This is a genomic window from Mycobacterium hainanense, from assembly GCF_041890355.1.
Classification (GTDB): domain Bacteria; phylum Actinomycetota; class Actinomycetes; order Mycobacteriales; family Mycobacteriaceae; genus Mycobacterium; species Mycobacterium hainanense.
Genome location: NZ_CP169059.1, coordinates 2,338,852 through 2,362,336, shown reverse-complemented (window position 1 = coordinate 2,362,336; position 23,485 = coordinate 2,338,852). Strand labels below are relative to the sequence as shown.

The window sequence follows — 23,485 nt, the reverse complement described above, 5'->3', positions numbered from 1 at the left end:
GTCGACGCTCAGAGTCGTTGGGCTACTGCCGGTGTCACTGGTTGTCACATCGCGAGCTAAGCACTAGGGCATGCAGCTACACCGGACCTGAGTGATACGAGCGTGTCTTGAATCCCTACCGAGATCGGTATTGTCACAAGCGCATTCGGCTGGTCAGCCGCGCGAGGCATGCCGTTAAAGCAGTTCCAAGACCCCGCCGGAAACGAGATGCTCATAGAGACCGAACCAGCCAGACTGGCCGTTGTCGAACTCCACTTTCGCGTTGGTGTCGTTGACTTCTGCGACGACGCCTTCCCAGCCGGATCGATTGCGCACGCGGTCGCCGACCTTGAGCCCCATGTCGAAGCCTTCCATCGTGATCTCGAAGCCTTCGGCGATGCCATTCTCCACCCGCTGTTGCCAGACAACGCTTCGACCCGAGGGAACAGTCGGATCGTGAATCGAGATGTAGTAGACGCCGATCTCCAGGGAATGAAGCTGTGGGTCACCCGTGAAGGTCTGGACCATCCCGTCCGACCTGACGGTGATCGACTTCTGCTTCGCAGGTTCAACCATGCAATCCAACCTACGCCGAACTCCCGGTTAGGCTGGGCCAGTCAGCCAGGTGGCGGTACAGCGTCGCGCGGTCGACGTCGAGCGAGCGGCGATCAGCGGCACTGGCTCGCCACTGTAGCGCAGTCAACGCAGCAGAGCGGCCTCCCCGGTGAGGCAACAACTACCGAAGCCGGTGTCTCTCAACGGAATTGCGCTAGTCAGACAGACAAGGGTCGCTGTTGCGAATTGCGGCTGCTCATTCCAGGTCGGCCGCGTCACCCGCTTTGTTGGCCTCTTCTTCTGGAAGCTCGGCGTCAGTCGCCTTGGACACTACGTCGAACGCCTCTTTGGGGAGGTAGTCCGCATACTTCGCCCGCATCGCTGCTAACCCCGAGTCGCGGTCTGATTCGTATTGCAACGATCTTTGGACAAATTTCAGCCGGTGTTGCGCGTCACCGATTATCTCAGCCCAGGTGCGAACGATGATCCGATATTTCTTGCTGTGCTGAGCAACCCCGAATGGCAGGTGTTCTTGATTCCGGAGGTCGTCAACAGTGTCGGTAGTCTCATTGCCGACGAGCCAGAATTCCCACGACGAATTTGGCTGGTCGAAACGCTCATCCTTGGTTATGGCATTTGCATAGCTGCGCAGCTGAGCGACGTCTTCATCATTCAATTTGTGGTTGGGCCGTTTAAGTTCGACGACAAGGTGTGTGAATTGATTTTCGCTGGTTTCCAGCTGCCTCCCGAGTACAAGGTCGGGGATCGCTACACTGCCATCTTCGCGCAAAATCGGCTCGTCGCCGGCCATCTCGACGTCAACGCCGAGTTTATCCAGGTAATTCTTCAACACCACATTTAGGCGGTCGTCATCGCCAGTGAGCGACCACCCTTCGCCGAAGATCCACGTTTCGTGTGCGAGTATCCGATGCAACTGCCGCCGCTCCAATAGTCGCCGCTTGGTAGCTTTATCAAACAAGAGCGCATTCAGCCCATTGATGAATTCGATGCGGCCACCGATTTCTTTGCCGACCGAAATCAGATGCGTCAATGTAGTATGCTCAAGAATCTCCCTTAATTCGTCGATCCGAGCAGAGTTTAGCTTCGAGAACTGCTGCAAAATCGGGAGCAGTGATTCAGGATTATTCTCAAAGGTCTCTTTTAGTAGGCTCAGAGCGAGCGCCTTCGATGACAACGATTTCGCTTCATTTACTGTCCGCGACGCCGCCATGGCCACGACCCTGAAGGTGTCGCGCGTCGCTTTGTCGACCTCGGTCTTGGGTTCGTCTTTGTACGGATAGACGCCCTCGTCCTGCCACTGCTTAACCGTCTCGGCTTCGCGCCGGCGCGCGGCCGCGAGGAGGTGGTCACGTAAAGCTGCGCGGCCTGCCTGCAACACCTTCCCGGCTGGGGTGTCGTTGTCTCCCTCAAGCAGAAGTCCGTGATCGTGGGTGAACCCTGCCCACTGGAGGTAGGCGGTGAATTCTGCTCCCACAGCCTGGATACCGGCATTCAGCTCGTCCACGATTGCGCCGTCGGAGTCGCACAGGTATAGGCGTCGCTTGACGTCCTGCAGCTTCCACTCGATGACCGTCAGCGTCGCCGGTCCGGTAACCCCTTCGGGTAGTTCGATCTCGAAGGTGCTGCGGGTTTCAATCACCGCATCGGGCTCGATAGTGGCACCCAAGAATTCGATTCGGAAATCTGGATGCCGTTCGAGATGTAGCGCAAATTCGGTCAGGAGACGTTCGCGGATCGAGCTAGCTTCATCGAAGGCGGCGGCAGCCTTCTCGGTCACCACCGTGATGACCACACGAGTGCCGGTGGTCGAACTCTCGGTCGGTAATTCCTCGATCTCGAATCGATCCAGGCTGGAATGATTGCCGGAGACTTGGATAGTGGCCAGTTCGCCGCCCTCGACGGCCTCGCTGGTGGAGACCCAGTTGACGGAATTACCCAGCGAGAATGCCGTATAGCGTCCGCGGCCGTACTTGCCGTGAACGAGACGACCGCCCTGACTCTTGGTTCCGGCCGTCAGCTTCCAGCTGTCGCCGACTTTCGAGAATGATGCCTCTGCCCGCTGTCGGTTCATGCCGTTGCCGTCGTCTTCAACGGTGATGGCTTCGACACCGCCGAGGTCGTTCGTCTCCACGCGGACACGAACGACTTTTGCGTCTTCGTCGAACGCGTTCCACACCAGCTCACAGACACCAACCTCCGGTGTCTTGACGAGCGCCTCCAGCATGGTTTTGCCGGCGCCGACCTGGATCTCCGTCACAGCTGCATCTTCGCACGGGCGTCTGACGGCCAGCGACGAAAGTCACGGTCAGGCGCACGTCGGTCAGCTTCGGCGGCATTCATCGCCGGTCGCTGATCCTGCGCCGCATCCATTGGGGAGGGGGTGGCACCAGTCCCTCGCGTGCGCGCCGAGCGGTCTCGGTGAAGCTGGCGATGTGCACCTGGCCGCCGTGGGTGAGCACGTCATGGGCCACGGTCAGGGCCGCGATGCAGTCGGGTTGATGCTGGCCGGCCTGCCACCGCGTGGCCTGTCCCTCGAAGCCGGGGAGGTGCCCGACCAGGCGCACGGTGCCGGTTTCCAGCCCTTGGACGAGCTTGGCGGAGCGGGCCAGGGCGTCGCCCCGCCCGCGCCCGCTGCGGTCGTTTCGGGGGGGCCACGACGTGACGCGGATCGGGTGCGGTGGCCGGTAGCGGCGCAACGTGGTGTTGAGGACCGACAGGTATCCCTCTCTCGCCGCGAACGTTTCAACCGCTATCTCACTAGCGCCGGTGTCGATGGCGAGTTCGACCGCCGCGCGCGCCCACGCTTCGGGCGTCATCGGCTCGCTGATGTCACGGTGCACGGCCACTACGCCCTCGGTGGTCAGACTGGCGGCGACCAGACCCGCCGCGTCGCCCTGGCCGCTGTCGGAGGGGTCGACGCCGACGACCGTGCGCACCGGGTTGGCGGGCATCGCGGACAAACGCCAGGCGTCCAGCCAGGCGCGCTGGATGACGTTGCCCTCGGGTGAGGCCGGCACGCCTTGGAACTCCGCCCACCACATACGTTCGCCGAGCGACCTGCGCAGGTCAGCAAAGTGCTCCGGCGTCCGGCCCACGGCGGAAACCATCACCTCACCGGGAGCGCGACCGAGGGAATCGGGCACTCCGGCGTCGGCGACGGCCGGCACGCTGATGAGCCGCCAACGCTCGGGCTCCTCGGCGAGCAGCACGCCGATCAAATCCTCTGTGTGCCAACGTGTTCCGATGACGACGACCGACGCACCCGGCTCAGTACGCGTCAGCAAAGTGCTCCGAAACTCAGCGACCACGCGCCGGCGGTAGGTCGGTGAGTCGGCCTCGGTCATGTTCTTAACCACGTCGTCCACGATCAGCAGCTCATCGGTCCCGTGGCCGGTCAAGCCGGACAACAGGCAGGACGCGAGCAGTCCGCCACGGTGCCCGTCAAGGGTCCATTGGCCAGCACTGGACTTGTCGGGAGACAGCGCCAGGCCGAGCAGGTCGCCGTGTTCGGCGATGAGCTGGCGGGCCTCGCGCGAATGCTTCTCTGCCAGCTCATCGGCATAGCTCGCCAGAATGATCCTCGCGTCAGGGTTGCGGCGCAGCGCGGCCAAAGTGCCCAGCACAGCGGCGGTCGTTGACTTCGATTCCCTCGGCGGCAGGGTGATGATGAGCCGTTGATCGGGCTCGCGGATCGCGCGGTCGATCTCCTGCCCGATCAGCGCAACCGCCGGCGTGATCCGGTAGCCCGGCATGATGCGCTGGCCGAGTTCGTGAGGCGTGTACGGCACCCGGCGAGCGCGCATCTGCCCCAGATGCTCGGCCTCGGCGAGCGCGTGCGCGGCCTGCTCGATGCTGCCGGACGCGAAAGTGTCTGACCTGGCCTTTTGTGCCGTCGTCGGTGGCCCGCTTGCCCTGTTCACCAGTGGTAACCGGATCTATGGTTAACGCTTAGCATTGATTTACACTGCGTAAATAGATTCTCTGGCAAACACTTGCCGCAGCTGGATGGGGCGTGAGGTTGCCGAGGTGTTGCCAGGTGACGGCTGCGGCGAGGGTCAATCGGTCGGCCACAACACCTCCCCCGGCGTGTAGCCGCCGCGCCTAAGAGCGGCGTCGCTCTGCCGCTCGGCGTCGGTGGCCGGCGTCAGCCGGTTGCGGAACAGCGCCGCCGGCCCGGCGTAGCCGCGCGCAGCCATCAGCTCCTCGAAAGACATACGCACGCGGTATTGCGAGCCGAACAAGTGTGTCCGGCGCGGCTCGGGCTCGGCGACAGGATCGCCGGCGCGCACGGCCTCGGTGACCGGCCTAGTGGCAGGCACGGGCTCGGATGCGGCCAGCTTGTCGCGGATGCGGGCGAGCAACGAGCGTCGTCGGTTATCAGTCATCGGCCTCGCCCTCTCGTTGGCGGCGGTATCGCTCGATGACAGCCAGCGCCGCGGCCTCGGCCTCGACCAGAACCTCGCGCGGAACGTCGGCGAGGTCGTCGTCGTCCACTGCGTCCACTGCGTCCACTGCGTCCACTGTGTCCGCTTCTGGCACAACAGGTTTCGGCTCGGCATCGCCGTCAGCGTCAGCACCGCCGGAATCAGGGCTGTGTCGGCCGGAGAGCGACGAAACGGAGCCGCGCGGGTAATCCACTGCTGGGCCGGAATTTTCACGGCTACGGGCGACAGCGAGCCACTGGGCGAGTTCGCTTGCCGGCAGTCCCCCGTGACCGAGGACCGCACGGCAGAGGTCGACGTGGACCGGCCACAACGGATCGGTGGGACCGTCGCACTGGCCGAATACGTCGCGGCAGCGTTGCACCGCACGGTCGGCCATCGTGGCAGCGGTCAGGCGGCCCTCGGAAACCTCGGTCATCAGCACCGCCACCGCCTCGGCGGCAACGACGTCGGGCACCGGACGGGGTGGCGTGGTCACGGGATGACCTCCGCGTCGATGACCTCGGCCGCCGACGCGAGCGCGGCGGGCTGGCCGCCGCTCACCGCAGCGGCGCGGGCTGCGACCTGGCGCAACCATTCGGCTCCGACCGCCGAGGGCGCGGTGTCCACCGACACGTTGACGTTGGTCGGCGCGAAGGCACCGCTCAGTTTCGCGCGCTGGTCACGGTTCGCGGTGCGGGCCTTGGTGTACGCCAGCACGGTCTCGTCATCGCCGCGCGTGGCCGCTGCCTCTTGACCCTCGCGCAGCACCCGAGCGTCGTAGCGGGCATCTTCCAACAGGAACCGGCGGGCCTCCTCGGGGGTCTCGGGTGCGGTGCGGTCCAGGTAACGCTTCACAGCGGTCCTGGCGGCACCGCGCGACCTGAAACCCAGCGCCGCCGCAATTTCGTCCCAGGTGTGTTCGCGGGCACGCATGGTCGTCGCCTTCGCCGCCCTCTCGCGGCTGCTGTGGAGGGGTCTGTCTCGCGCCATGTTCCCAGTCTGTTCCCAGACCGTGCACCGCCGATCAGGCGCGCCGGCGCGCGGCGGAGTTAGGGCGGTACCGACCGCCGGACAATGCCTAGCAGTGTCGGCAATATGGTTGTGCCGGCGGCGGTTTGGGCGTTTTGGTCACCGCCTGCGCGGCCTCCACAGCCTTCTATCGCTCGGGCGTCGGGCGTCGGGCGTCGTGTGGGCTGTGCGTCGGTGACACAGCTCGCAGACACCGCCCCAACACCCGACCGTGACACTGCCCGTCCGACACCGCTCATTAACCTTTTCGTCCCCTATCCGCCCTATCCGCCCCTCTATTAAGGGGAGGGGCAGATAGGTTTGGGTGATGTGCCCCTATATGCCCCTTTACAGCGGCGGATAGAAACCGCAGGCAGAGGGCTGTTTTCACGACTATCCGCCCCTAGCCGCCCCTTGGCGGGGGCGGATAAATTCAGGGCCTATCTGCCCCTCAAAGGGGGGCAGGTAGAACGCCCAGGTCGGGGGTGGTTTCCGGTTCGGCAGCGTATCCGCCCCTGATCAGCCGTCAGTGGGCGCACCGGGCGGCCCGGCGACCGGCTGGCCGCCGGTCTCGATGTCGCTGTCGGTGCTCTCGTCGTCTATGTGCAGCGGGTCCATCGCCGCCGGTTTGATCCAGTACCGATTAGCGCGGCCCTGGCGCTTGAGCACCACCAGGTTGCGATCCTTGGACGCCGCGAGCGCCAGCGCCTCGTCGGTGGTCTCATTCTTGCCCTTGACCGCGTTGCGAATCTCGGTCTGGGTCATGCCCTTGTCGTCGTCGCCAGGGTGTTTGACGCGGTGATCGGCCAGCACGTTCAGCACCTCGTTCAGCCGCTTCTCCACGGCGGCGCTGGCGGCAGTGGCGCTGCGGTCGCCCCCGGCGTAGGTCAGACGTCCGGTGGCCTTATCGAACGACAGCAGCCCCTCGGGTGCGGGGGTGTCGGCGTCACGCACCTTGTCGGCGGCAAAGTAGCGGTCAGCGTCAGCACCCGGCTCGGGCTTCACCAGCTTGAGGTTGACGTCGGTCCAGCCCAGCAGCATCGAATCGCCGCGCGGACGCTCGTTCTGGTGGCCGGTGTGGTGGTACACCAGCACGTCGGACACGCCAGCCTCGCCCAGCATGGCGTCGAACGGGGTCAGGAACTTACCCATCTCGTTGTTCTCGTTGAGACCCATCACGTCGAGCACCGGCTTGAGGCAGTCGAACGTCACCCACTCGATGCCGTTATCGCGTATTCGGCGCATCCACATGTCGCGTAGCTTGTCCTTACTTATGTCGAACAGGTGGGCCTTGCTGCGCAGGTTGACCACATCGACCACCGCAGCCGTGTTGCGCACGCCTTGGCGGCGCAACCAGCGCCGCATCATGCTCGGGGTCATCTCTAGGTCGATCACCATGATTCGGCTGATCGTCTCGTGCACCTCAAACGCGCCGAGAAACGGATCTCCGTCGACCAACGAGCGCAGCAGGTTGCCGTTGAGTGTGGTTTTGCCCGCCCCGGCCATCGCCGCGCACGACCCCTTGCCACCGCCCGACGGCCACACCTGCTCTATGCGCATCCGCACCGGTTCGTCGTCGTCGGCCAGCAGCTCGTCCAGGCTGACGACGGGCGGCAGCGTGACCTCGGCGACCTCGGCGACCGCCAGGCGCTTGCGCGCTTCGTCTTGGGCGCGCAGGTTCTCCTCCGCCGCCCACTGCCTAAGCAGCCGTAGCGACGCCAGGCGCGTCTCAGGGGTCATCGCCGGCAGCGCGACCAGATCGGCGACCGCTGCGCCGTAGGCGTGGAGGTTGGTCAGGGTGAACGAGTAAACCTTGGCCTTCACCGCCATGTCCAGGTTGTCAGCGGCGGCTTTCGCGATGGCGCGCTGCGCCCATGACACGCCCTCGGCGGCCCGAGCGTCGATCGTCGTCACCGCGATTTTGCGCGTGGCGTCGAGCCCCCTGGTGGCGGCCTTGAGCCCGGCCCGGTCGACGCTGGCTTTCGTCGGCAACTCCCATGTGCGCTCGCCGCGTTCTCGGTACCACCGCACCACGTCGGCCTCGGAGGGAATGCGGTCAATCAGCTTGGCCGCCCTGGCGTCGTCCGCCGAGATCCCTTCCAGCGCGGCCACGGCCGCATAACCGGCGTCGGTCAGCTTGGCCTTGCCGTGCTCGGCGACGTACAGCCCGCCCACCAGGGTCGCAGCTGCGGCGGAACCATACGCCCGCTGCTCGGCGCGCTTCGCGTTGGCCGCCCGCGTGTCGAACGGGTTGTGCCCCTCGTCGCCCGGCTGCCGCCCGTTCATGTCCGCCTGATCGCCGGCGTCGACATGATGCCCGTTGTGGCCGTTGGTACCGGCCGACCCGGCGCGATTGCCGACCTTGGCGGTATTCTCTTTGTGAGTCACTTGCTTTCCTTGCGGTGGTAGCTGGTGGTTTGGTGGTGGAGATGCCGCTCGGTCAGGCCAAGAAACCGGGCGGCATCGCCGTCTCTCAGGTCAGTTCGCTTGGGCCAGTGCAAATCCCGACGTCAAGGCGGCTCCTCGTCGTCGGCTGCCGCGACGTCTTTGGGTTCCACGCGCGTCAGCAGCGCATCGACGTCGCTGACCTTGACCCGCAGTGCTGACGTCGGGCTGGTTCGGTAGGCGGGCAACAGGCCGTCGCGCACCCGGCCGCGGATTGACCAATAGGACAAGCCGACTCGCTCACCCGCTGCGCGCAGGCTCACGAAACGATCGCCGTCGGCGGTGTCGGTGGCGGTCATGACGTCCTCCCGGTGTGCTTGCGGCTGTGGGCAACTCTTGCAAAGCGGGGTGCACGCACCTGCTGACGCGGATCGAAAACACCGACCTTGAGAGGCATTGCCACCGTTAGCGATTCGCCGATCTCGCGACCGGCAGATTGCGCGGCAAACCGAGCGCGATCGGGTGGCGCAGCGGCGCGTCCAACCTGACGACGGTGTGCACTCCGCCGCAGCGCGGACCGCACGGGGTCAATTCGGCCTCGGCCTGGCGCGCGTCTTCGCGGGTCGGCCAGTAGGTCGCCGCGACGCCTCGGCCTTCGGGGTCATGACAGATCAGAGCGAATCGGCGAGTGGACGGACCGCCGGCACCGGCGGCCAGCGGATCGGCTTCGTGGTGGCGCTGGCCGCCGGTGGTCTCGGTGGTGGTCATCGGCTCACTCGGAGCCGCCAAGCATCTTGAGGAGCGCCAGCGCGGGCACCCGCACCCGACGCTCACCCAGCTTGATTGTGGGCAGTTGGCCGTCGCGCGCCATCTGGTAGCCGTAGGCGCGACTGACACCGAGGTAGCGCGCGGCTTGCTCGACGCTGATAGTCGGTGGCCCACTGCGCAATTCGTCCAGGGTGGGCGTGGCCTTGGTGACTGTGGTTGTTTCCATTCTTCGGAGTATTGCCCCGTAGTAACGCATCGTCTACGGTAGGAAACTATGAGCGGGTCCAAACCGGGTTATTCACCGCGCCGAGCGGGCGAGGTGGTCGGGGTCGAGGTGCGCGCCGACGGCGAGCGCCCGGTCACGATCACCTGTCATGGGCACGCGCACTCCTACGAAATCGCCTGGCGCGACACCGCTGACGGCCCGGTCATTACCGACCTACGGGTGACCTCGCCCGAAGCTGTGCCGATCACGGCCGACAGCTTGCGCCGCATCAACACGGATCGGCTGGCGCGCACGGCGGCGATGTATGACACCGCTGACACCGCCGACGTCGCCCGCGCGCTGCGCCAGCGCATCGACGCGGCGACGGGCACCAGCGAAGGCCACGACTGGATCGAGGAGTTCCGGTTCACCGACGGCGTTGTCGACGCGATGGCCCGGCACGCACCGCCGGGCGCGACACCGCCGAAGCCACGCGCACGCCGAACTGGTCGACCACCGCTATCGCCGGAGTTCCTGGCGCAGGTGGCGGCGTGGGCGCGAGAGGCACGCTGGCAAGGCCACTCGGTCTACCCCTACGTCGCCGAGCGTGCCGCAAATGCCCTTGGCCGTGAAGTGTCCGACGAGACCGTGAAGGTGTGGGTACGTCGGTGCAAGCAGGCCGGTCTGCTCGACTCCGACGAACTCCGCCAGCCCCGCAAGCCCCGCACCGATCAGGAGAGCGACCGATGACCACCGACGACACAACGCAGTCCGCCAAGCGCACGCGCCGGGCTGAGCCGATCAACACGCACACGGCGCGCAACGGCACCGTGACCTATTGGTTTCAGGTCGACGTCGGTGCCCGGTCGGACGGCAAGCGGGACCGGCGCAAGTTCACCTATCGCACCAAAAAAGAGGCACAGCGCGAGCTGCGCCGCATCAGCTCCGAGGTTGCGGCGGGCACCTACAACCGCCCGACCGCCATCACGGTCGCCGACGCGTGCGAGGCGTGGCTGGCCGGTCGGCGCGGCATCCGGCGCGTGACGATTTACGGCTACGACATGGACCTGCGCCCTGTCGTCCGCCACCTCGGCAGCCGCAAGTTGCAGGCGCTCACCAAATCCGACGTGGACGGCCTGGTGTCGTGGATGCTCACCGAGGCCCGCACCGATCACCGCCACTACCGCGCCGACAGCCTGGCCGGCCGGGTGGTCGCGCTGGTGGCCGAGCACCCCGAAGGAATCGCCGCCGCCGAGCTGTGCGCGGCGCTGCCCGGCGACGTCCACACGGCCCTGTCAGCATTGCTGCGCGCTGGCCGGATCACCCGCCTGCGACGCGGTGTCTACGCGCCAGCCGCCGAGCTAGTACCCGCCGCCAAGCGCGGCTTAGCCCCGCAAACGGTCCGGTCCACCCTGACCACGCTCGGCATGGTCGTGCAAAGCTACGTTGACCAGGGCGTGCTCGCGCGCAATGTCGTTGCGCTAGTGGACCGTCCGAAGGACCGCGACGCCGACGCCGCCGACGGCCAGGACGACGACGACAGCGACGCCGAGCGCGCGTGGTCGCTGGCCGAGGCCGAGACGTTCCGCGCGGCGGTGGCCGGTGACAGGCTCTATGCCTGCTGGCTGCTTTCGTGCTACGGCCTGCGTCGAAGTGAGGTGGTTGGGCTGCGGTGGAGCGCAATCAATCTCGACACCGGCCTCTTGTCGGTCCGGCGCGGTCGGGTCGCCGTCGGCGGCGAGGTCAGCGAGGGCGACCCGAAGTCGAAGCGCAGCCGCCGCAATCTGCCCCTACCGGCCGACGTCGTTACCGCGCTGCGGGCGCTCAAGACAGCACAGAAGCGCGAGGCGATGGCCCTCGGTGTCAAGTGGTCAGATGAGCGGCTGGCGGCTGTGCGCGAGGACGGCACATCCGTTCGGCCGGAATGGTATTCGGACACGTTCCAGCGGTTGCGCGAGCGCGCTGGGCTGCGGCCTATCACTCTGCACGAACTGCGGCACACCAGCGTCAGCCTGATGTTTGACCGTGGCGTCGCGCCCCATGTGGTCGCCGCCTGGCACGGCCACAGCCCCGAGGTCGCGTTGCGCATCTATACCCACGTCAAGGCCGCCGAGCTACACGCGGCCGGGGCGGCGCTGTTCGGCTAAGCCATTCGGAGATCCAGTTGAATTGGATGAAGGGCGGCTTAGATATAGCCGCCCTTCATCTTCCGATCAGTCGAGTGTTCTACCGCTGAACTACGGCCCCATGCGTGGAGCCGACGGGATTCGAACCCGTGTTGCTCGATTGGTTCCAGCATACCGGACGCTCCAGTTCCCCAGCCTTGAGCGCCCACCATGCGGCTGGGTGGAACCGTCTGGCGGGCCAGCACCGAGCTAAGGCAACCTCTTGGCAACTTGGCGCTGGAACGCCAGTGTGTCCAGCCGGTGCGGCAACCGCCATTATCTCGTTGAGCTGGGGTTTCGATGGTGGGCGCGGACGGTATCGAACCGCCGACCGCTGGTGTGTAAAACCAGAGCTCTACCACTGAGCTACGCGCCCCATGCCCGCCGGGCAGGCTACACGCACCAGGCCCAAGTACCCAAAATTTTCAGTCCCGCAAAGCCGCCAAGGCTTCGGTCCACAACCGCTGGTTGCGGGATTCACCGGGCTGTTTCATCTCCGCGAACCGGATGATGCCGGCCTTGTCGACGACGAAGGTGCCCCGATTGGGATATCCGGCCTCGTCGTTGAACACGCCGTAGGCCTGGCTGACCTCGCCGTGTGGCCAGAAATCCGACAACACCGGGAAGGTGAACCCGCTTTCCAGCGACCAGATCCGGTGCGTGGGCGGTGGTCCCACCGAGATGGCCAGCGTCGCGCTGTTGTCGTTCTCGTAGTCGGGCAGGTGGTCGCGCAGCTGGTCCAGCTCGCCCTGGCAGATGCCGGTGAAGGCCAGCGGGAAGAACACCAGCAGCACGTTCTTGGCGCCGCGGTAGGAACTCAGGGTGACCCGCTGCTGGTTCTGGTCGCGCAGTGTGAAATCCGGGGCGGTGGCGCCAACGGGCAGCATCAACGCTTCCCGGTTCGGGACTTCGGCTGCACCAGTCGGCTGGCGCTCCAGTCGCCCAGGTTGACCGACGACGTCGGCATCAGCCCGGCGGTCGGGGCCGCCTCGGCGATTTCGGCCGGCAGGACGTGGCCGGGCTTGCCGGTCTTGGGCGTCAGCACCCAGATCACGCCGTCCTCGGCCAGCGGCCCGATCGCGTCCATCAGGGTGTCCACCAGGTCGCCATCACCGTCACGCCACCACAACAGCACGACGTCGACCACCTCGTCGGTGTCCTCGTCGAGCAGCTCAGCGCCACACGCTTCCTCGACGTCGGCCCGGATTTCGTCGTCGGTGTCCTCGTCCCAGCCCCATTCCTGGACAACTTGGTCTCGTTGGATGCCCAGTTTGCGAGCGTAGCTCGGGGCGTGATCCGCCGCGACCACCGTGGAGCCTCCTTATGCCGTCCCGCGCCGTGCGATGGGGATTATCGTCGCACAGCCGCAACCGCGTCGATACCCGCGCCTCAGAAGGATGCCAGGCACAGTTTCAGCGCCTTCGTCTTGGCGTCGTTGAGCCGGTCCACACGCCGGTTGAACTCCCCCGTCGCGGCGTGGGTGCCGATCGCGTTGGCCACCCCGCGAGCCGCGTCGATATACGTGTTGAACGCGTCCTTCAGCTGCTGGGACAGCGCATCGTTGAAGCTGTTGCCGACCGTGTCGGCACTGTTGTTCAGCGCGTCGATGGCCGGGCCCTCCGTGGGGCCGGTGTTGCGGCCTGCGTTGAACGCGCCGACGAAGATGTTCACCTTGTCGATCGCATCCTTACTGGTGGTCGCCAGGTTGTCGCAGGAGGTGCGCACCGCCCGCGTGGTCAGCGACTGCTGGCGCTGGGACTCGCGGACGCGCGAGGTCGCCGACGACGCGGACACCGACGCGGACACCGACTGCCGATACGCCGGGGCGACCTGAGTGTCGGGGGTGGCGGTGCCGTTGGTGACGGTGGTACACCCCACGATCCCCATCAGCGTCGCCGCGATACAACCGAGCGCCAGAGCGCCTCGCCTGGGGGAACCCCCCGCAAGGACGGCACGCCATCCACTGAGCACGGCTCATGACGTTACCGGGTGACCTCTCCGATCGTTCCGCTACGCATGGGTTCGTGTCCTCCGGGTGAACCCGCGTGAGCTTCCCGATGTCGGCTGGCCCCGCGAAACGCCGGTGCGGCACGATAGAGGGATACGGTGCACGGCACCCCGAGGGCACAAGCCCCGCCAACTACAGGAGAGTGCGTTGACAACCGAGTTCGCGCGCCACGATCTGGCCAAAACCCCTAGCAGCGCAAGCGAACCCGACCGCGTTCGGGTGATCCGCGAAGGCGTGGCGTCGTACCTGCCCGACATCGACCCCGAAGAGACCTCGGAGTGGCTGGAGTCCTTCGACGAGTTGCTGGAGCGTTCCGGGCCGGCGCGGGCCCGGTATTTGATGCTGCGGCTGCTGGAACGGGCCGGCGAGCAGCGCGTCGCCATTCCATCGCTCACGTCAACCGATTACGTCAACACGATCCCGACCGAACTGGAGCCGTGGTTCCCCGGCGACGAGGACGTGGAGCGGCGCTTCCGGGCCTGGATCCGCTGGAACGCCGCGATCATGGTGCACCGCGCGCAGCGCCCGGGAGTCGGAGTCGGCGGCCACATTTCGACCTACGCGTCGTCGGCGGCGCTGTACGAGGTCGGCTTCAACCACTTCTTCCGCGGCAAATCGCATCCCGGAGGCGGCGACCAGGTTTTCATCCAGGGCCACGCGTCGCCCGGGATCTATGCGCGCGCCTTCCTCGAAGGCCGGCTCAGCGAGGACCGGCTCGACGGCTTCCGCCAGGAACACAGCCACGCCGCCGGCGGGCTGCCGTCCTACCCGCACCCCCGGCTGATGCCCGACTTCTGGGAGTTCCCCACCGTGTCGATGGGCCTGGGCCCGCTCAACGCCATCTACCAGGCGCGGTTCAACCACTACCTGCACGACCGCGGCATCAAGGACACCTCGGACCAGCACGTGTGGTGCTTCCTGGGCGACGGCGAGATGGACGAGCCGGAGAGCCGCGGGCTGGCGCACGTCGGCGCGCTGGAGGGCCTGGACAACCTGACGTTCGTGATCAACTGCAACCTGCAGCGCCTCGACGGCCCGGTGCGCGGCAACGGCAAGATCATCCAGGAGTTGGAGTCGTTCTTCCGCGGCGCCGGCTGGAACGTCATCAAAGTGGTCTGGGGCCGCGAGTGGGACGCCCTGCTGCACGCCGATCGCGACGGCGCGTTGGTCAACCTGATGAACACCACCCCCGACGGCGACTACCAGACGTACAAGGCCAACGACGGCGCCTACGTGCGCGACCACTTCTTCGGCCGCGACCCGCGCACCAAGGCGCTGGTCGAGAACATGACCGACGCCGAGATCTGGAACCTCAAGCGCGGCGGTCACGACTACCGCAAGGTGTACGCCGCCTACCGGGCCGCCCTCGACCACAAGGGCCAGCCGACGGTGATCCTGGCCAAGACCATCAAGGGCTACTCGCTGGGCGCACACTTCCAGGGCCGCAACGCCACCCACCAGATGAAAAAGCTTGCGCTGGAAGACCTTAAGCACTTCCGGGATTCCATGCGGATCCCGATCAGCGACGCCCAGCTGGACGAGAATCCGTACCTGCCGCCCTACTACCACCCCGGGGCGGACGCCCCGGAGATCCGCTACATGCTCGACCGCCGGCGCACCCTCGGCGGCTTTTTGCCCGAGCGCCGCACCAAGGCCAAGGCGCTCAAGCTGCCCGGCCGAGAGATCTACGCACCGCTGAAGAAGGGATCGGGCACCCAGGAGGTCGCCACCACGATGGCGACCGTGCGCACCTTCAAGGAAGTGTTGCGGGACAAGGAAGTTGGGCCACGCATTGTGCCGATCATTCCCGACGAGGCGCGCACGTTCGGGATGGACTCGTGGTTCCCGTCGCTGAAGATCTACAACCGGCTCGGCCAGCTCTACACCGCCGTCGACGCGGAGCTGATGCTGGCGTACAAGGAAAGCGAAGTCGGGCAGATCCTGCACGAGGGCATCAACGAGGCCGGGTCGGTGGGCTCGTTCATCGCGGCCGGCACCTCGTACGCGACGCACAACGAGCCGATGATCCCGATCTACATCTTCTATTCGATGTTCGGTTTCCAGCGCACCGGAGACGGGCTGTGGGCCGCCGCCGACCAGATGGCCCGCGGCTTCCTGCTCGGGGCCACCGCGGGGCGCACCACGCTGACCGGCGAGGGACTGCAGCACGCCGACGGCCACTCGCTGCTGCTGGCCAGCACGAATCCCGCAGTGGTCGCCTACGATCCGGCGTTCGCTTACGAGATCGCCTACATCGTGGAGAGCGGGCTGGCGCGGATGTTCGGGGAGAACCCCGAGGACGTGTACTTCTACATGACGGTCTACAACGAGCCGTACGTGCAGCCGCCGGAGCCGGAGAACTTCGATCCCGAGGGCGTGCTGCGCGGTATCTACCGCTACCGCGCGGCCACCGAGCAGCGCGCCAACACGGCGCACATCCTGGCCTCGGGGGTGGCGATGCCGTCGGCGCTGCAGGCGGCCGAGATGCTGGCCGAGTGGGACGTCGCCGCCGACGTATGGTCGGTGACCAGCTGGGGCGAACTGAACCGCGACGGCCTGTCCATCGAGAAGGCGAAGCTGCGCCACCCGGACCGGCCCGCCGGAACCGCTTATGTGACCCAGGCCCTGTCGAACGCCAGCGGGCCGGTGATCGCCGTGTCCGACTGGATGCGCGCCGTGCCCGAGCAGATCCGGCCGTGGGTGCCCAACACGTTCGTCACGCTGGGCACCGACGGCTTCGGCTTCTCCGACACCCGGCCCGCCGCGCGGCGCTACTTCAACACCGACGCCGAGTCGCAGGTGGTGGCGGTGCTGGAGGCGTTGGCGCGCGACGGTGAGATCGACCCGTCGGTGCCCGTCGCGGCGGCCCGCGAGTACAAGATCGACGACGTCGCGGCCGCGCCCGAGCAGACGTCCGACCCCGGGGTGGCCTGAGCGCCCGCGAGCCTGCCCGGCTTGCCGGGCCACCGCCGCGCCCCCTCCCCCGCTTCCCGGGCCGGTGTGCGGCCAGCCGCACACTCGACCCTCGCAGCCCCCAGCGTGAAGCCGGCTTCACGCTCGCGCCGCACCTCAAAGGCCAGGGACGCCGCAAAACGCCCACCTCTTTGGCGGATACTTCCAAAATGTGGCGTAGGTTTTAGGGGTGAATGACAACCCGTTCGCCGGCCCGTTCGCCAAGCAGCCCCGGTCGCCGCTGGAGATGCTCAACACGGTGCCCGACTCCGTGCTGCGCCGGCTGAAGCAGCACTCCGGTCGCCTGGCCACCGAGGCGGTCTCGGTCATGCAGGACCGGTTGCCCTTCTTCGCCGACCTGGAAGCCTCGCAGCGGGCCAGCGTGGCGCTCGTGGTGCAGACGGCCATCAACAACTTCGTCGAGTGGATGCAGGACCCGCACAGCAACGTTAGCTACACCGCCCAGGCCTTCGAGCTGGTGCCCCAGGATTTGGCCCGGCGGATCGCGCTGCGGAACAGCGTTGACATGGTGCGCGTCACCATGGAGTTTTTCGAGGAGGTGCTGCCGCTGGTCGCCCGCTCCGAGGAGCAGCTGACCGCCCTGACGGTGGGCGTCCTCAAGTACAGCCGCGACCTAGCGTTCACCGCCGCCTCGGCCTACGCCAACGCCGCCGAGGCGCGCGGCTCGTGGGACAGCCGGATGGAGGCCAGCGTCGTCGACGCCGTGGTCCGCGGCGACACCGGCCCCGAGCTGCTGTCCCGGGCCGCGGCGCTGAACTGGGACACCACGGCCCCGGCGACCGTCGTGGTGGGGGTCCCCGCGCCCGGGCGGAACGGTTCGACCGGGCCGGGCGACGACCAGCGGGCCAGTCAGCACGTCCGCGACATCGCCGCCCAGCACGGCCGCGCCGCCCTCACCGACGTCCACGGCACCTGGCTGGTCGCTATCGTGTCCGGCCAACTGTCGCCAACCGACAAATTCCTCGGCGACCTGCTGCAGGCCTTCTCCGACGGCCCGGTGGTCATCGGGCCCACGGCGCCGATGCTGACGGCCGCCTATCACAGCGCCAGCGAGGCGATTTCCGGAATGAACGCCGTCGGCGGCTGGCGGGGCGCGCCGAGGCCCGTTCAGGCCCGGGAACTCCTGCCGGAACGCGCCCTGATGGGCGACGCGTCGGCGATCGTCGCGCTGCACACCGACGTGATGGGGCCGCTGGCCGACGCGGGACCGACGCTCATCGAGACTCTTGACGCTTACTTAGATTGTGGCGGCGCGATTGAGGCTTGTGCCAGAAAGTTGTTCGTTCATCCAAATACGGTGCGCTACCGGCTCAAGCGGATCACCGACTTCACCGGACGCGATCCCACTCAGCCCCGCGACGCCTACGTGCTGCGGGTGGCGGCGACGGTGGGCCAGCTCAACTACCCCACTCCGAGCGCGAGCGTCCGCACCAATCCCATGCCTCCTGTTCCGCTGCCGGTCAGGGCGGCTATCGTGGGTCAATCCGAGTGATAGTGACCCAGGCAACAGATCAAGGGACGGTATCGAACACGTAGCTTACGGAGCGGTTTTGTGGGGAGTACACAAAAACCTAAGACCAGGTTCATAATCTGTTACACCCGCCAAAACCGTTTCCACAGTGTTCTCTTAAACACGTGATTGCATTGCTTGCGCCCGGACAGGGTTCGCAGACCGAGGGGATGCTCTCGCCGTGGCTCGACCTTCCGGGCGCCGCGGACCAGCTCGACCTGTGGTCGAAGGCCAGCGGCCTCGACCTGGTCCGGCTGGGTACCACCGCGTCGACCGAAGAGATCACCGACACCGCGGTCACTCAGCCCCTGGTCGTCGCCGCCACCCTGCTGGCCCACCAGGAACTCACCAAGCGTGGCCTGCTGGCCGACAAGGACCTTATCGTCGCCGGCCACTCCGTCGGCGAGATCGCGGCCTACGCGATCGCCGGTGTGATGGCCGCCGATGACGCCGTCGCCCTGGCCGCCACCCGTGGCGCCGAGATGGCCAAGGCGTGCGCCGTCGAGCCGACCGGCATGTCCGCGGTGCTCGGCGGTGACGAGGCCGAGGTGCTGGCCCGGCTCGAGCAGCTCGACCTGTTTCCCGCCAACCGCAACGCCGCGGGCCAGATCGTCGCCGCCGGCCCGCTGACGGCGCTGGAGAAGCTGGCCGAGGACCCGCCGGCCAAGGCCCGGGTGCGCGCCCTCGGCGTGGCCGGGGCGTTCCACACCAAGTACATGGCTCCGGCCCTCGACCGCTACGCCGCCGCGGCGGCCGCGGTCGCGACCGCCGAGCCCACCGCCACGCTGCTGTCGAACCGCGACGGCCAACCCGTCGCCTCCGCGGCGGCGGCGATGGAGGCGCTGGTCGCCCAGCTCACCCAGCCGGTGCGCTGGGACCTGTGCACGGCGACCATGCGTGACCGGGAGATCACGGCGGCGGTGGAGTTCCCCCCTGCGGGCACTCTGACCGGCATTGCCAAACGCGAACTTCGGGGGGTTACCACCCGCGCCGTCAAGGCACCCGCAGACCTGGACGCACTGGCTGACCTGTAGAAAGCCGCATCCAGTACAACCACATAACGCTCTATAGAACGCTCTGTTCGACTAACACAACACATCACGAAGGGAAGACGCTGTGGCCGTCAGCCAGGAAGAAATCATCGCCGGTATCGCGGAGATCATCGAAGAGGTCACCGGTATCGAGCCGTCCGAGGTCACCCCGGAGAAGTCGTTCGTCGACGACCTGGACATCGACTCGCTGTCGATGGTTGAGATCGCGGTTCAGACCGAGGACAAGTACGGCGTGAAGATCCCGGACGAGGACCTCGCCGGTCTGCGCACCGTCGGTGACGTCGTCTCCTACATCCAGAAGCTCGAGGAAGAGAACCCCGAGGCTGCCGAGGCCCTGCGCGCCAAGCTGGAGACGGAGAACCCCGACGCCGTCGCCAACGTCAAGGCGAGGATGGAAGCGGACAAGTGAGCAAGCCTTCCACTGCTAATGGCGGTTACCCCAGCGTTGTGGTAACCGCCGTCACGGCGACGACGTCGATCGCGCCGGACATCGAGAGCACGTGGAAGGGTTTGTTGGCCGGCGAAAGCGGCATCCACGTGCTCGAGGACGAGTTCGTCACCAAGTGGGACCTGCCCGTCAAGATCGGCGGGCACCTCAAGGAGCCCATCGACGAGCACATGAGCCGGCTCGACCTGCGGCGTATGTCTTACGTCCAGCGGTTGGCCAAGCTGCTCAGCACTCAGCTGTGGGAGTCCGCCGGCAGCCCGGAGGTCGACCCCGACCGGTTCTCGGTCGTGGTCGGCACCGGGCTCGGTGGCGCCGAGCGGATCGTCGAGAGCTACGACCTGATGAACGAGGGCGGTCCCCGCAAGGTGTCGCCGCTCGCCGTCCAGATGATCATGCCCAACGGCGCCGCGGCGGTGGTGGGTCTGCAGCTGGGCGCTCGCGCCGGGGTCATCACCCCGGTGTCGGCATGCTCGTCGGGCTCGGAGGCGATCGCGCACGCGTGGCGCCAGATCGCAATGGGTGACGCCGACTTCGCCGTCTGCGGCGGTGTCGAGGGTCCCATCGAGGCGCTGCCCATCGCGGCGTTCTCGATGATGCGGGCCATGTCCACTCGCAACGATGAGCCCGAACGCGCCTCGCGGCCGTTCGACAAGGACCGTGACGGCTTCGTGTTCGGCGAGGCGGGGGCCCTGATGATCATCGAGACCGAGGAGCACGCCAAGGCTCGCGGCGCCAAGCCGCTGGCCCGGTTGATGGGTGCGGGCATCACCTCGGACGCGTTCCACATGGTGGCGCCGGCCGCGGACGGCGTGCGCGCCGGGCGGGCGATGCAACGGTCGCTCGAGTTGGCTGGCTTGTCCCCCAAGGACATCGACCACGTCAACGCGCACGGCACGGCGACACCGATCGGCGACACGGCCGAGGCCAACGCCATCCGGGTCGCGGGCTGCGAGCAGGCGGCGGTGTACGCACCGAAGTCCGCTCTTGGCCACTCCATTGGCGCGGTAGGCGCGCTGGAATCTGTTCTCACGGTATTGAGCCTTCGGGACGGCGTGATACCGCCGACGTTGAACTACGAAACCCCTGATCCCGAGATCGACCTCGATGTTGTCGCGGGCGAACCTCGCTACGGCGATTTCCGTTACGCAATCAACAACTCGTTCGGATTCGGTGGCCACAACGTGGCGCTTGCCTTCGGGCGGTACTGAGCAGGATAAGTACGGAAGGAACGTTCGCAAGACCTATGACTGAGCTGGTTACCGGGAAAACGCTCCCGAATGTGGTCGTCACCGGCATCGCCATGACGACCGCACTGGCCACTGACGCCGAGAACACCTGGAAACTGTTGCAAGACGGCCAAAGTGGTATCCGCAGACTCGAGGACCCATTCGTCGAGGAGTTCGACCTGCCGGTGAAGATCGGTGGGCACCTGTTAGAGGAATTCGACAGCCAGATGACCCGTGTCGAGCTGCGGCGCACGGGTTACCTGCAACGGATGTCGACCATCTTGAGCCGGCGGGTCTGGGAGAACGCCGGCTCGCCCGAGGTCGACTCCGACCGGTTGATGGTGTCCATCGGCACCGGCCTGGGTTCGTCGGAGGAAATGGTCTTCAGCTACGACGACATGCGCGCCCGTGGCATGAAGGCCGTTTCTCCGCTCGGTGTTCAGAAGTACATGCCAAACGGCGCCGCGGCGGCGGTGGGCCTGGAACGGCACGCCAAGGCCGGCGTGATCACGCCGGTGTCGGCGTGCGCGTCCGGTTCCGAGGGTGTGGCCCAGGCGTGGCGCAACATCGTCTTCGGTGAGGCCGACATCGCCATCTGCGGTGGTGTCGAGACCAAGATCGAGGCGGTGCCGATCGCGGCGTTCGCCCAGATGCGCATCGTCATGTCGACGAAGAACGACGACCCGGTGGGTGCCTGCCGCCCGTTCGACCGGGACCGCACCGGCTTCGTGTTCGGCGAGGCGGGCGCGCTCATGGTGATCGAGACCGAGGAGCACGCCAAGGCTCGCGGGGCCAACATCCTGGCCCGCATCATGGGGGCCGCCATCACCTCGGACGGCTACCACATGGTCGCGCCGGACCCCAACGGGTTGCGGGCCGGGCATGCGATGAGCCGGGCGATCCAGCTGGCCGGCCTCACCCCGGGCGACATCCACCACGTGAACGCGCACGCCACCGGCACGTCAGTGGGCGACGTGGCGGAGAGCAAGGCGATCAACAACGCGCTAGGTCCCCACGGCGGCAACGCGGCCGTCTACGCGCCGAAGGCGGCCTTGGGCCACTCGGTGGGCGCGGTGGGCGCGGTCGAGTCGATCCTGACCGTCCTCGCGCTGCGGGACCAGGTGATTCCACCGACGCTGAACCTCGAAAACCTCGATCCAGAAGTCGACTTGGACGTGGTGTCGGGCAAGCCGCGGCCGGGCAAGTACGAGTACGCGATCAACAACTCGTTCGGTTTCGGCGGCCACAACGTAGCGATCGCCTTCGGGCGGTACTGAACCGCTCTCACCAGAGAGCACACCCGAGAACAGGAGACCTGCGATGACAATCATGGCCCCCGCGTCGGTCGGCGAATCGCTCGACCCCAGGGATCCGTTGCTGCGTCTGAGCAACTTCTTCGACGAGGGCAGCATCGAGCTGCTGCACGAGCGTGACCGCTCCGGTGTGCTTTCCGCGTCGGGCACCGTGAACGGTGTGCGCACCATCGCCTTCTGCACCGACGGCACCGTGATGGGCGGCGCCATGGGTATCGAGGGCTGTGCGCACATCGTCAACGCCTACGACACCGCCATCGGGGAGCAGAGCCCGATCGTCGGGATCTGGCACTCCGGCGGTGCGCGATTGGCCGAGGGCGTGAAGGCGTTGCACGCCGTGGGGACGGTCTTCGAGGCCATGATCCGGGCGTCCGGCTACATCCCGCAGATCTCGGTGGTCGTCGGTTTCGCCGCCGGCGGCGCCGCCTACGGGCCGGCCTTGACCGACGTCATCGTGATGGCCCCGGAAAGCCGGGTGTTCGTCACCGGTCCCGACGTGGTGCGTAGCGTGACCGGCGAGGACGTCGACATGGCGTCCCTCGGCGGCCCCGAGACCCACCACAAGAAGTCCGGCGTGTGCCACATCGTCGCCGACGACGAGCTCGACGCCTACGAGCGCGGCCGTCGCCTGGTCGGATTGTTCTGCCAGCAAGGGCATTTCGACCGCACCAAGGCCGAGGCCGGTGACACCGACATCCACGCCCTGCTGCCGGAATCGGCGCGGCGCGCCTACGACGTGCGTCCGATCGTGACCGCGATCCTGGACGCCGAAACCCCGTTCGACGAGTTCCAGGCCAACTGGGCGCCGTCGATGGTGATCGGCCTGGGCCGACTGTCCGGCCGCACGGTGGGCGTCCTGGCGAACAACCCGCTGCGCCTGGGCGGCTGCCTGAACTCCGAAAGCGCCGAGAAGGCGGCACGTTTCGTGCGCCTGTGCGACGCGTTCGGCATCCCGCTCGTGGTGATCGTCGATGTGCCGGGCTACCTGCCCGGTGTCGACCAGGAGTGGGGCGGCGTGGTGCGCCGCGGCGCGAAGCTGCTGCATGCGTTCGGCGAGTGCACCGTTCCGCGGGTCACGCTGGTCACCCGAAAGACCTACGGCGGGGCCTACATTGCGATGAACTCCCGCTCGCTGAACGCGACCAAGGTGTACGCCTGGCCGGACGCCGAGGTCGCGGTGATGGGCGCCAAGGCCGCCGTCGGCATCCTGCACAAGAAGAAGCTGGCCGCCGCGGCCGATCACGAGCGCGAGGCGCTGCACGACCAGCTCGCCGCCGAGCACGAGAAGATCGCCGGTGGGGTGGACAGCGCCATCGAGATCGGCGTGGTCGACGAGAAGATCGACCCCGCACACACCCGCAGCAAGCTCACCGAGGCGCTGGCGCAGGCGCCGGCGCGCCGCGGTCGGCACAAGAACATCCCGCTGTAGGTCGCGTGTCGTTGGG

General features: G+C 66.8%; 22 protein-coding genes and 1 tRNA gene. 9 read left to right on the top strand and 14 right to left on the bottom strand.

Annotation, left to right across the window (positions count from 1 at the left end; translation table 11 throughout):
- Nucleotides 1–174: 174 nt before the first annotated feature.
- The 10 genes from ACEL92_RS11090 to ACEL92_RS11045 all read right to left on the bottom strand — a co-directional run bounded on the left by ACEL92_RS11090 (nucleotide 175) and on the right by ACEL92_RS11045 (nucleotide 9,366).
- A complete protein-coding gene (locus tag ACEL92_RS11090) occupies nucleotides 175–555 on the bottom strand; it encodes a hypothetical protein (protein WP_374025606.1) in 381 nt (126 codons plus the stop codon).
- A gap of 235 nt (nucleotides 556–790) precedes the next feature.
- Complete coding sequence (locus ACEL92_RS11085; protein WP_374025605.1) at nucleotides 791–2,812, bottom strand: ATP-binding protein; 2,022 nt, start codon at nucleotides 2,810–2,812, stop codon at nucleotides 791–793.
- Between the two features lie 79 nt (nucleotides 2,813–2,891).
- Complete coding sequence (locus ACEL92_RS11080) at nucleotides 2,892–4,475, bottom strand: hypothetical protein (protein ID WP_374025604.1); 1,584 nt, start codon at nucleotides 4,473–4,475, stop codon at nucleotides 2,892–2,894.
- A 135-nt stretch (nucleotides 4,476–4,610) separates the two neighbouring features.
- Nucleotides 4,611–4,940, bottom strand: a complete 330-nt coding sequence (locus ACEL92_RS11075) for a hypothetical protein (RefSeq protein ID WP_374025603.1) — start codon at nucleotides 4,938–4,940, stop codon at nucleotides 4,611–4,613.
- The gene (locus ACEL92_RS11070) at nucleotides 4,933–5,475 is read right to left on the bottom strand and encodes a hypothetical protein (RefSeq protein WP_374025602.1); all 543 of its coding nucleotides are present in this window, start codon (nucleotides 5,473–5,475) and stop codon (nucleotides 4,933–4,935) included. The genes ACEL92_RS11075 and ACEL92_RS11070 overlap by 8 nt, the downstream gene beginning before the upstream one ends.
- Nucleotides 5,472–5,912 (bottom strand): hypothetical protein, encoded by a 441-nt coding sequence (locus tag ACEL92_RS11065; RefSeq protein ID WP_374025601.1) that lies wholly within the window; start codon nucleotides 5,910–5,912, stop codon nucleotides 5,472–5,474. The genes ACEL92_RS11070 and ACEL92_RS11065 overlap by 4 nt, the downstream gene beginning before the upstream one ends.
- A 594-nt stretch (nucleotides 5,913–6,506) precedes the next feature.
- The gene (locus ACEL92_RS11060; protein ID WP_374025600.1) at nucleotides 6,507–8,375 is read right to left on the bottom strand and encodes an AAA family ATPase; all 1,869 of its coding nucleotides are present in this window, start codon (nucleotides 8,373–8,375) and stop codon (nucleotides 6,507–6,509) included.
- 122 nt (nucleotides 8,376–8,497) lie between these two features.
- Nucleotides 8,498–8,731, bottom strand: coding sequence for a helix-turn-helix transcriptional regulator (locus tag ACEL92_RS11055; protein WP_374025599.1), 234 nt, complete (start codon nucleotides 8,729–8,731; stop codon nucleotides 8,498–8,500).
- Nucleotides 8,732–8,837: 106 nt separating this feature from the next.
- Nucleotides 8,838–9,140, bottom strand: a complete 303-nt coding sequence (locus ACEL92_RS11050) for a hypothetical protein (protein ID WP_374025598.1) — start codon at nucleotides 9,138–9,140, stop codon at nucleotides 8,838–8,840.
- A gap of 4 nt (nucleotides 9,141–9,144) precedes the next feature.
- On the bottom strand, nucleotides 9,145–9,366 hold the full coding sequence (locus ACEL92_RS11045) for a helix-turn-helix transcriptional regulator (RefSeq protein ID WP_374025597.1): 222 nt from the start codon (nucleotides 9,364–9,366) through the stop codon (nucleotides 9,145–9,147).
- A 48-nt stretch (nucleotides 9,367–9,414) separates the two neighbouring features.
- Between ACEL92_RS11045 and ACEL92_RS11040 the strand changes: the two genes are divergently transcribed.
- Nucleotides 9,415–10,095 (top strand): hypothetical protein, encoded by a 681-nt coding sequence (locus tag ACEL92_RS11040; RefSeq protein ID WP_374025596.1) that lies wholly within the window; start codon nucleotides 9,415–9,417, stop codon nucleotides 10,093–10,095.
- Complete coding sequence (locus ACEL92_RS11035; RefSeq protein ID WP_374025595.1) at nucleotides 10,092–11,492, top strand: tyrosine-type recombinase/integrase; 1,401 nt, start codon at nucleotides 10,092–10,094, stop codon at nucleotides 11,490–11,492. The genes ACEL92_RS11040 and ACEL92_RS11035 overlap by 4 nt, the downstream gene beginning before the upstream one ends.
- A gap of 319 nt (nucleotides 11,493–11,811) precedes the next feature.
- On the opposite strand, the gene ACEL92_RS11030 is transcribed toward ACEL92_RS11035, so the two are convergent.
- The 4 genes from ACEL92_RS11030 to ACEL92_RS11015 all read right to left on the bottom strand — a co-directional run bounded on the left by ACEL92_RS11030 (nucleotide 11,812) and on the right by ACEL92_RS11015 (nucleotide 13,481).
- Nucleotides 11,812–11,886, bottom strand: a tRNA-Val gene (locus tag ACEL92_RS11030).
- A gap of 49 nt (nucleotides 11,887–11,935) precedes the next feature.
- A complete protein-coding gene (locus ACEL92_RS11025; RefSeq protein WP_374025594.1) occupies nucleotides 11,936–12,397 on the bottom strand; it encodes a peroxiredoxin in 462 nt (153 codons plus the stop codon).
- Entirely contained in the window at nucleotides 12,397–12,819 is a 423-nt protein-coding gene (locus tag ACEL92_RS11020) for a DUF3052 domain-containing protein (RefSeq protein ID WP_067269553.1), read from the bottom strand. The genes ACEL92_RS11025 and ACEL92_RS11020 overlap by 1 nt, the downstream gene beginning before the upstream one ends.
- An 80-nt stretch (nucleotides 12,820–12,899) precedes the next feature.
- Complete coding sequence (locus ACEL92_RS11015) at nucleotides 12,900–13,481, bottom strand: hypothetical protein (RefSeq protein ID WP_374025593.1); 582 nt, start codon at nucleotides 13,479–13,481, stop codon at nucleotides 12,900–12,902.
- A 184-nt stretch (nucleotides 13,482–13,665) separates the two neighbouring features.
- Here ACEL92_RS11015 and aceE point away from each other — a divergent pair, with 184 nt between their 5' ends.
- The 7 genes from aceE to ACEL92_RS10980 all read left to right on the top strand — a co-directional run bounded on the left by aceE (nucleotide 13,666) and on the right by ACEL92_RS10980 (nucleotide 23,469).
- Nucleotides 13,666–16,452 (top strand): pyruvate dehydrogenase (acetyl-transferring), homodimeric type, encoded by a 2,787-nt coding sequence (aceE, locus tag ACEL92_RS11010; protein WP_374025592.1) that lies wholly within the window; start codon nucleotides 13,666–13,668, stop codon nucleotides 16,450–16,452.
- A gap of 208 nt (nucleotides 16,453–16,660) precedes the next feature.
- Nucleotides 16,661–17,983 (top strand): PucR family transcriptional regulator, encoded by a 1,323-nt coding sequence (locus ACEL92_RS11005; RefSeq protein ID WP_374025591.1) that lies wholly within the window; start codon nucleotides 16,661–16,663, stop codon nucleotides 17,981–17,983.
- A gap of 143 nt (nucleotides 17,984–18,126) precedes the next feature.
- Complete coding sequence (locus ACEL92_RS11000) at nucleotides 18,127–19,035, top strand: ACP S-malonyltransferase (protein WP_374025590.1); 909 nt, start codon at nucleotides 18,127–18,129, stop codon at nucleotides 19,033–19,035.
- 82 nt (nucleotides 19,036–19,117) lie between these two features.
- Entirely contained in the window at nucleotides 19,118–19,462 is a 345-nt protein-coding gene (acpM, locus tag ACEL92_RS10995; protein WP_007170888.1) for a meromycolate extension acyl carrier protein AcpM, read from the top strand.
- Entirely contained in the window at nucleotides 19,459–20,709 is a 1,251-nt protein-coding gene (gene kasA, locus ACEL92_RS10990) for a 3-oxoacyl-ACP synthase KasA (RefSeq protein ID WP_374025589.1), read from the top strand. Before acpM ends, kasA begins: the two co-directional genes overlap by 4 nt.
- A 35-nt stretch (nucleotides 20,710–20,744) precedes the next feature.
- A complete protein-coding gene (gene kasB, locus ACEL92_RS10985) occupies nucleotides 20,745–22,004 on the top strand; it encodes a 3-oxoacyl-ACP synthase KasB (protein WP_374025588.1) in 1,260 nt (419 codons plus the stop codon).
- A 43-nt stretch (nucleotides 22,005–22,047) separates the two neighbouring features.
- Nucleotides 22,048–23,469, top strand: coding sequence for an acyl-CoA carboxylase subunit beta (locus tag ACEL92_RS10980; protein ID WP_374025587.1), 1,422 nt, complete (start codon nucleotides 22,048–22,050; stop codon nucleotides 23,467–23,469).
- Nucleotides 23,470–23,485 lie beyond the last annotated feature (16 nt).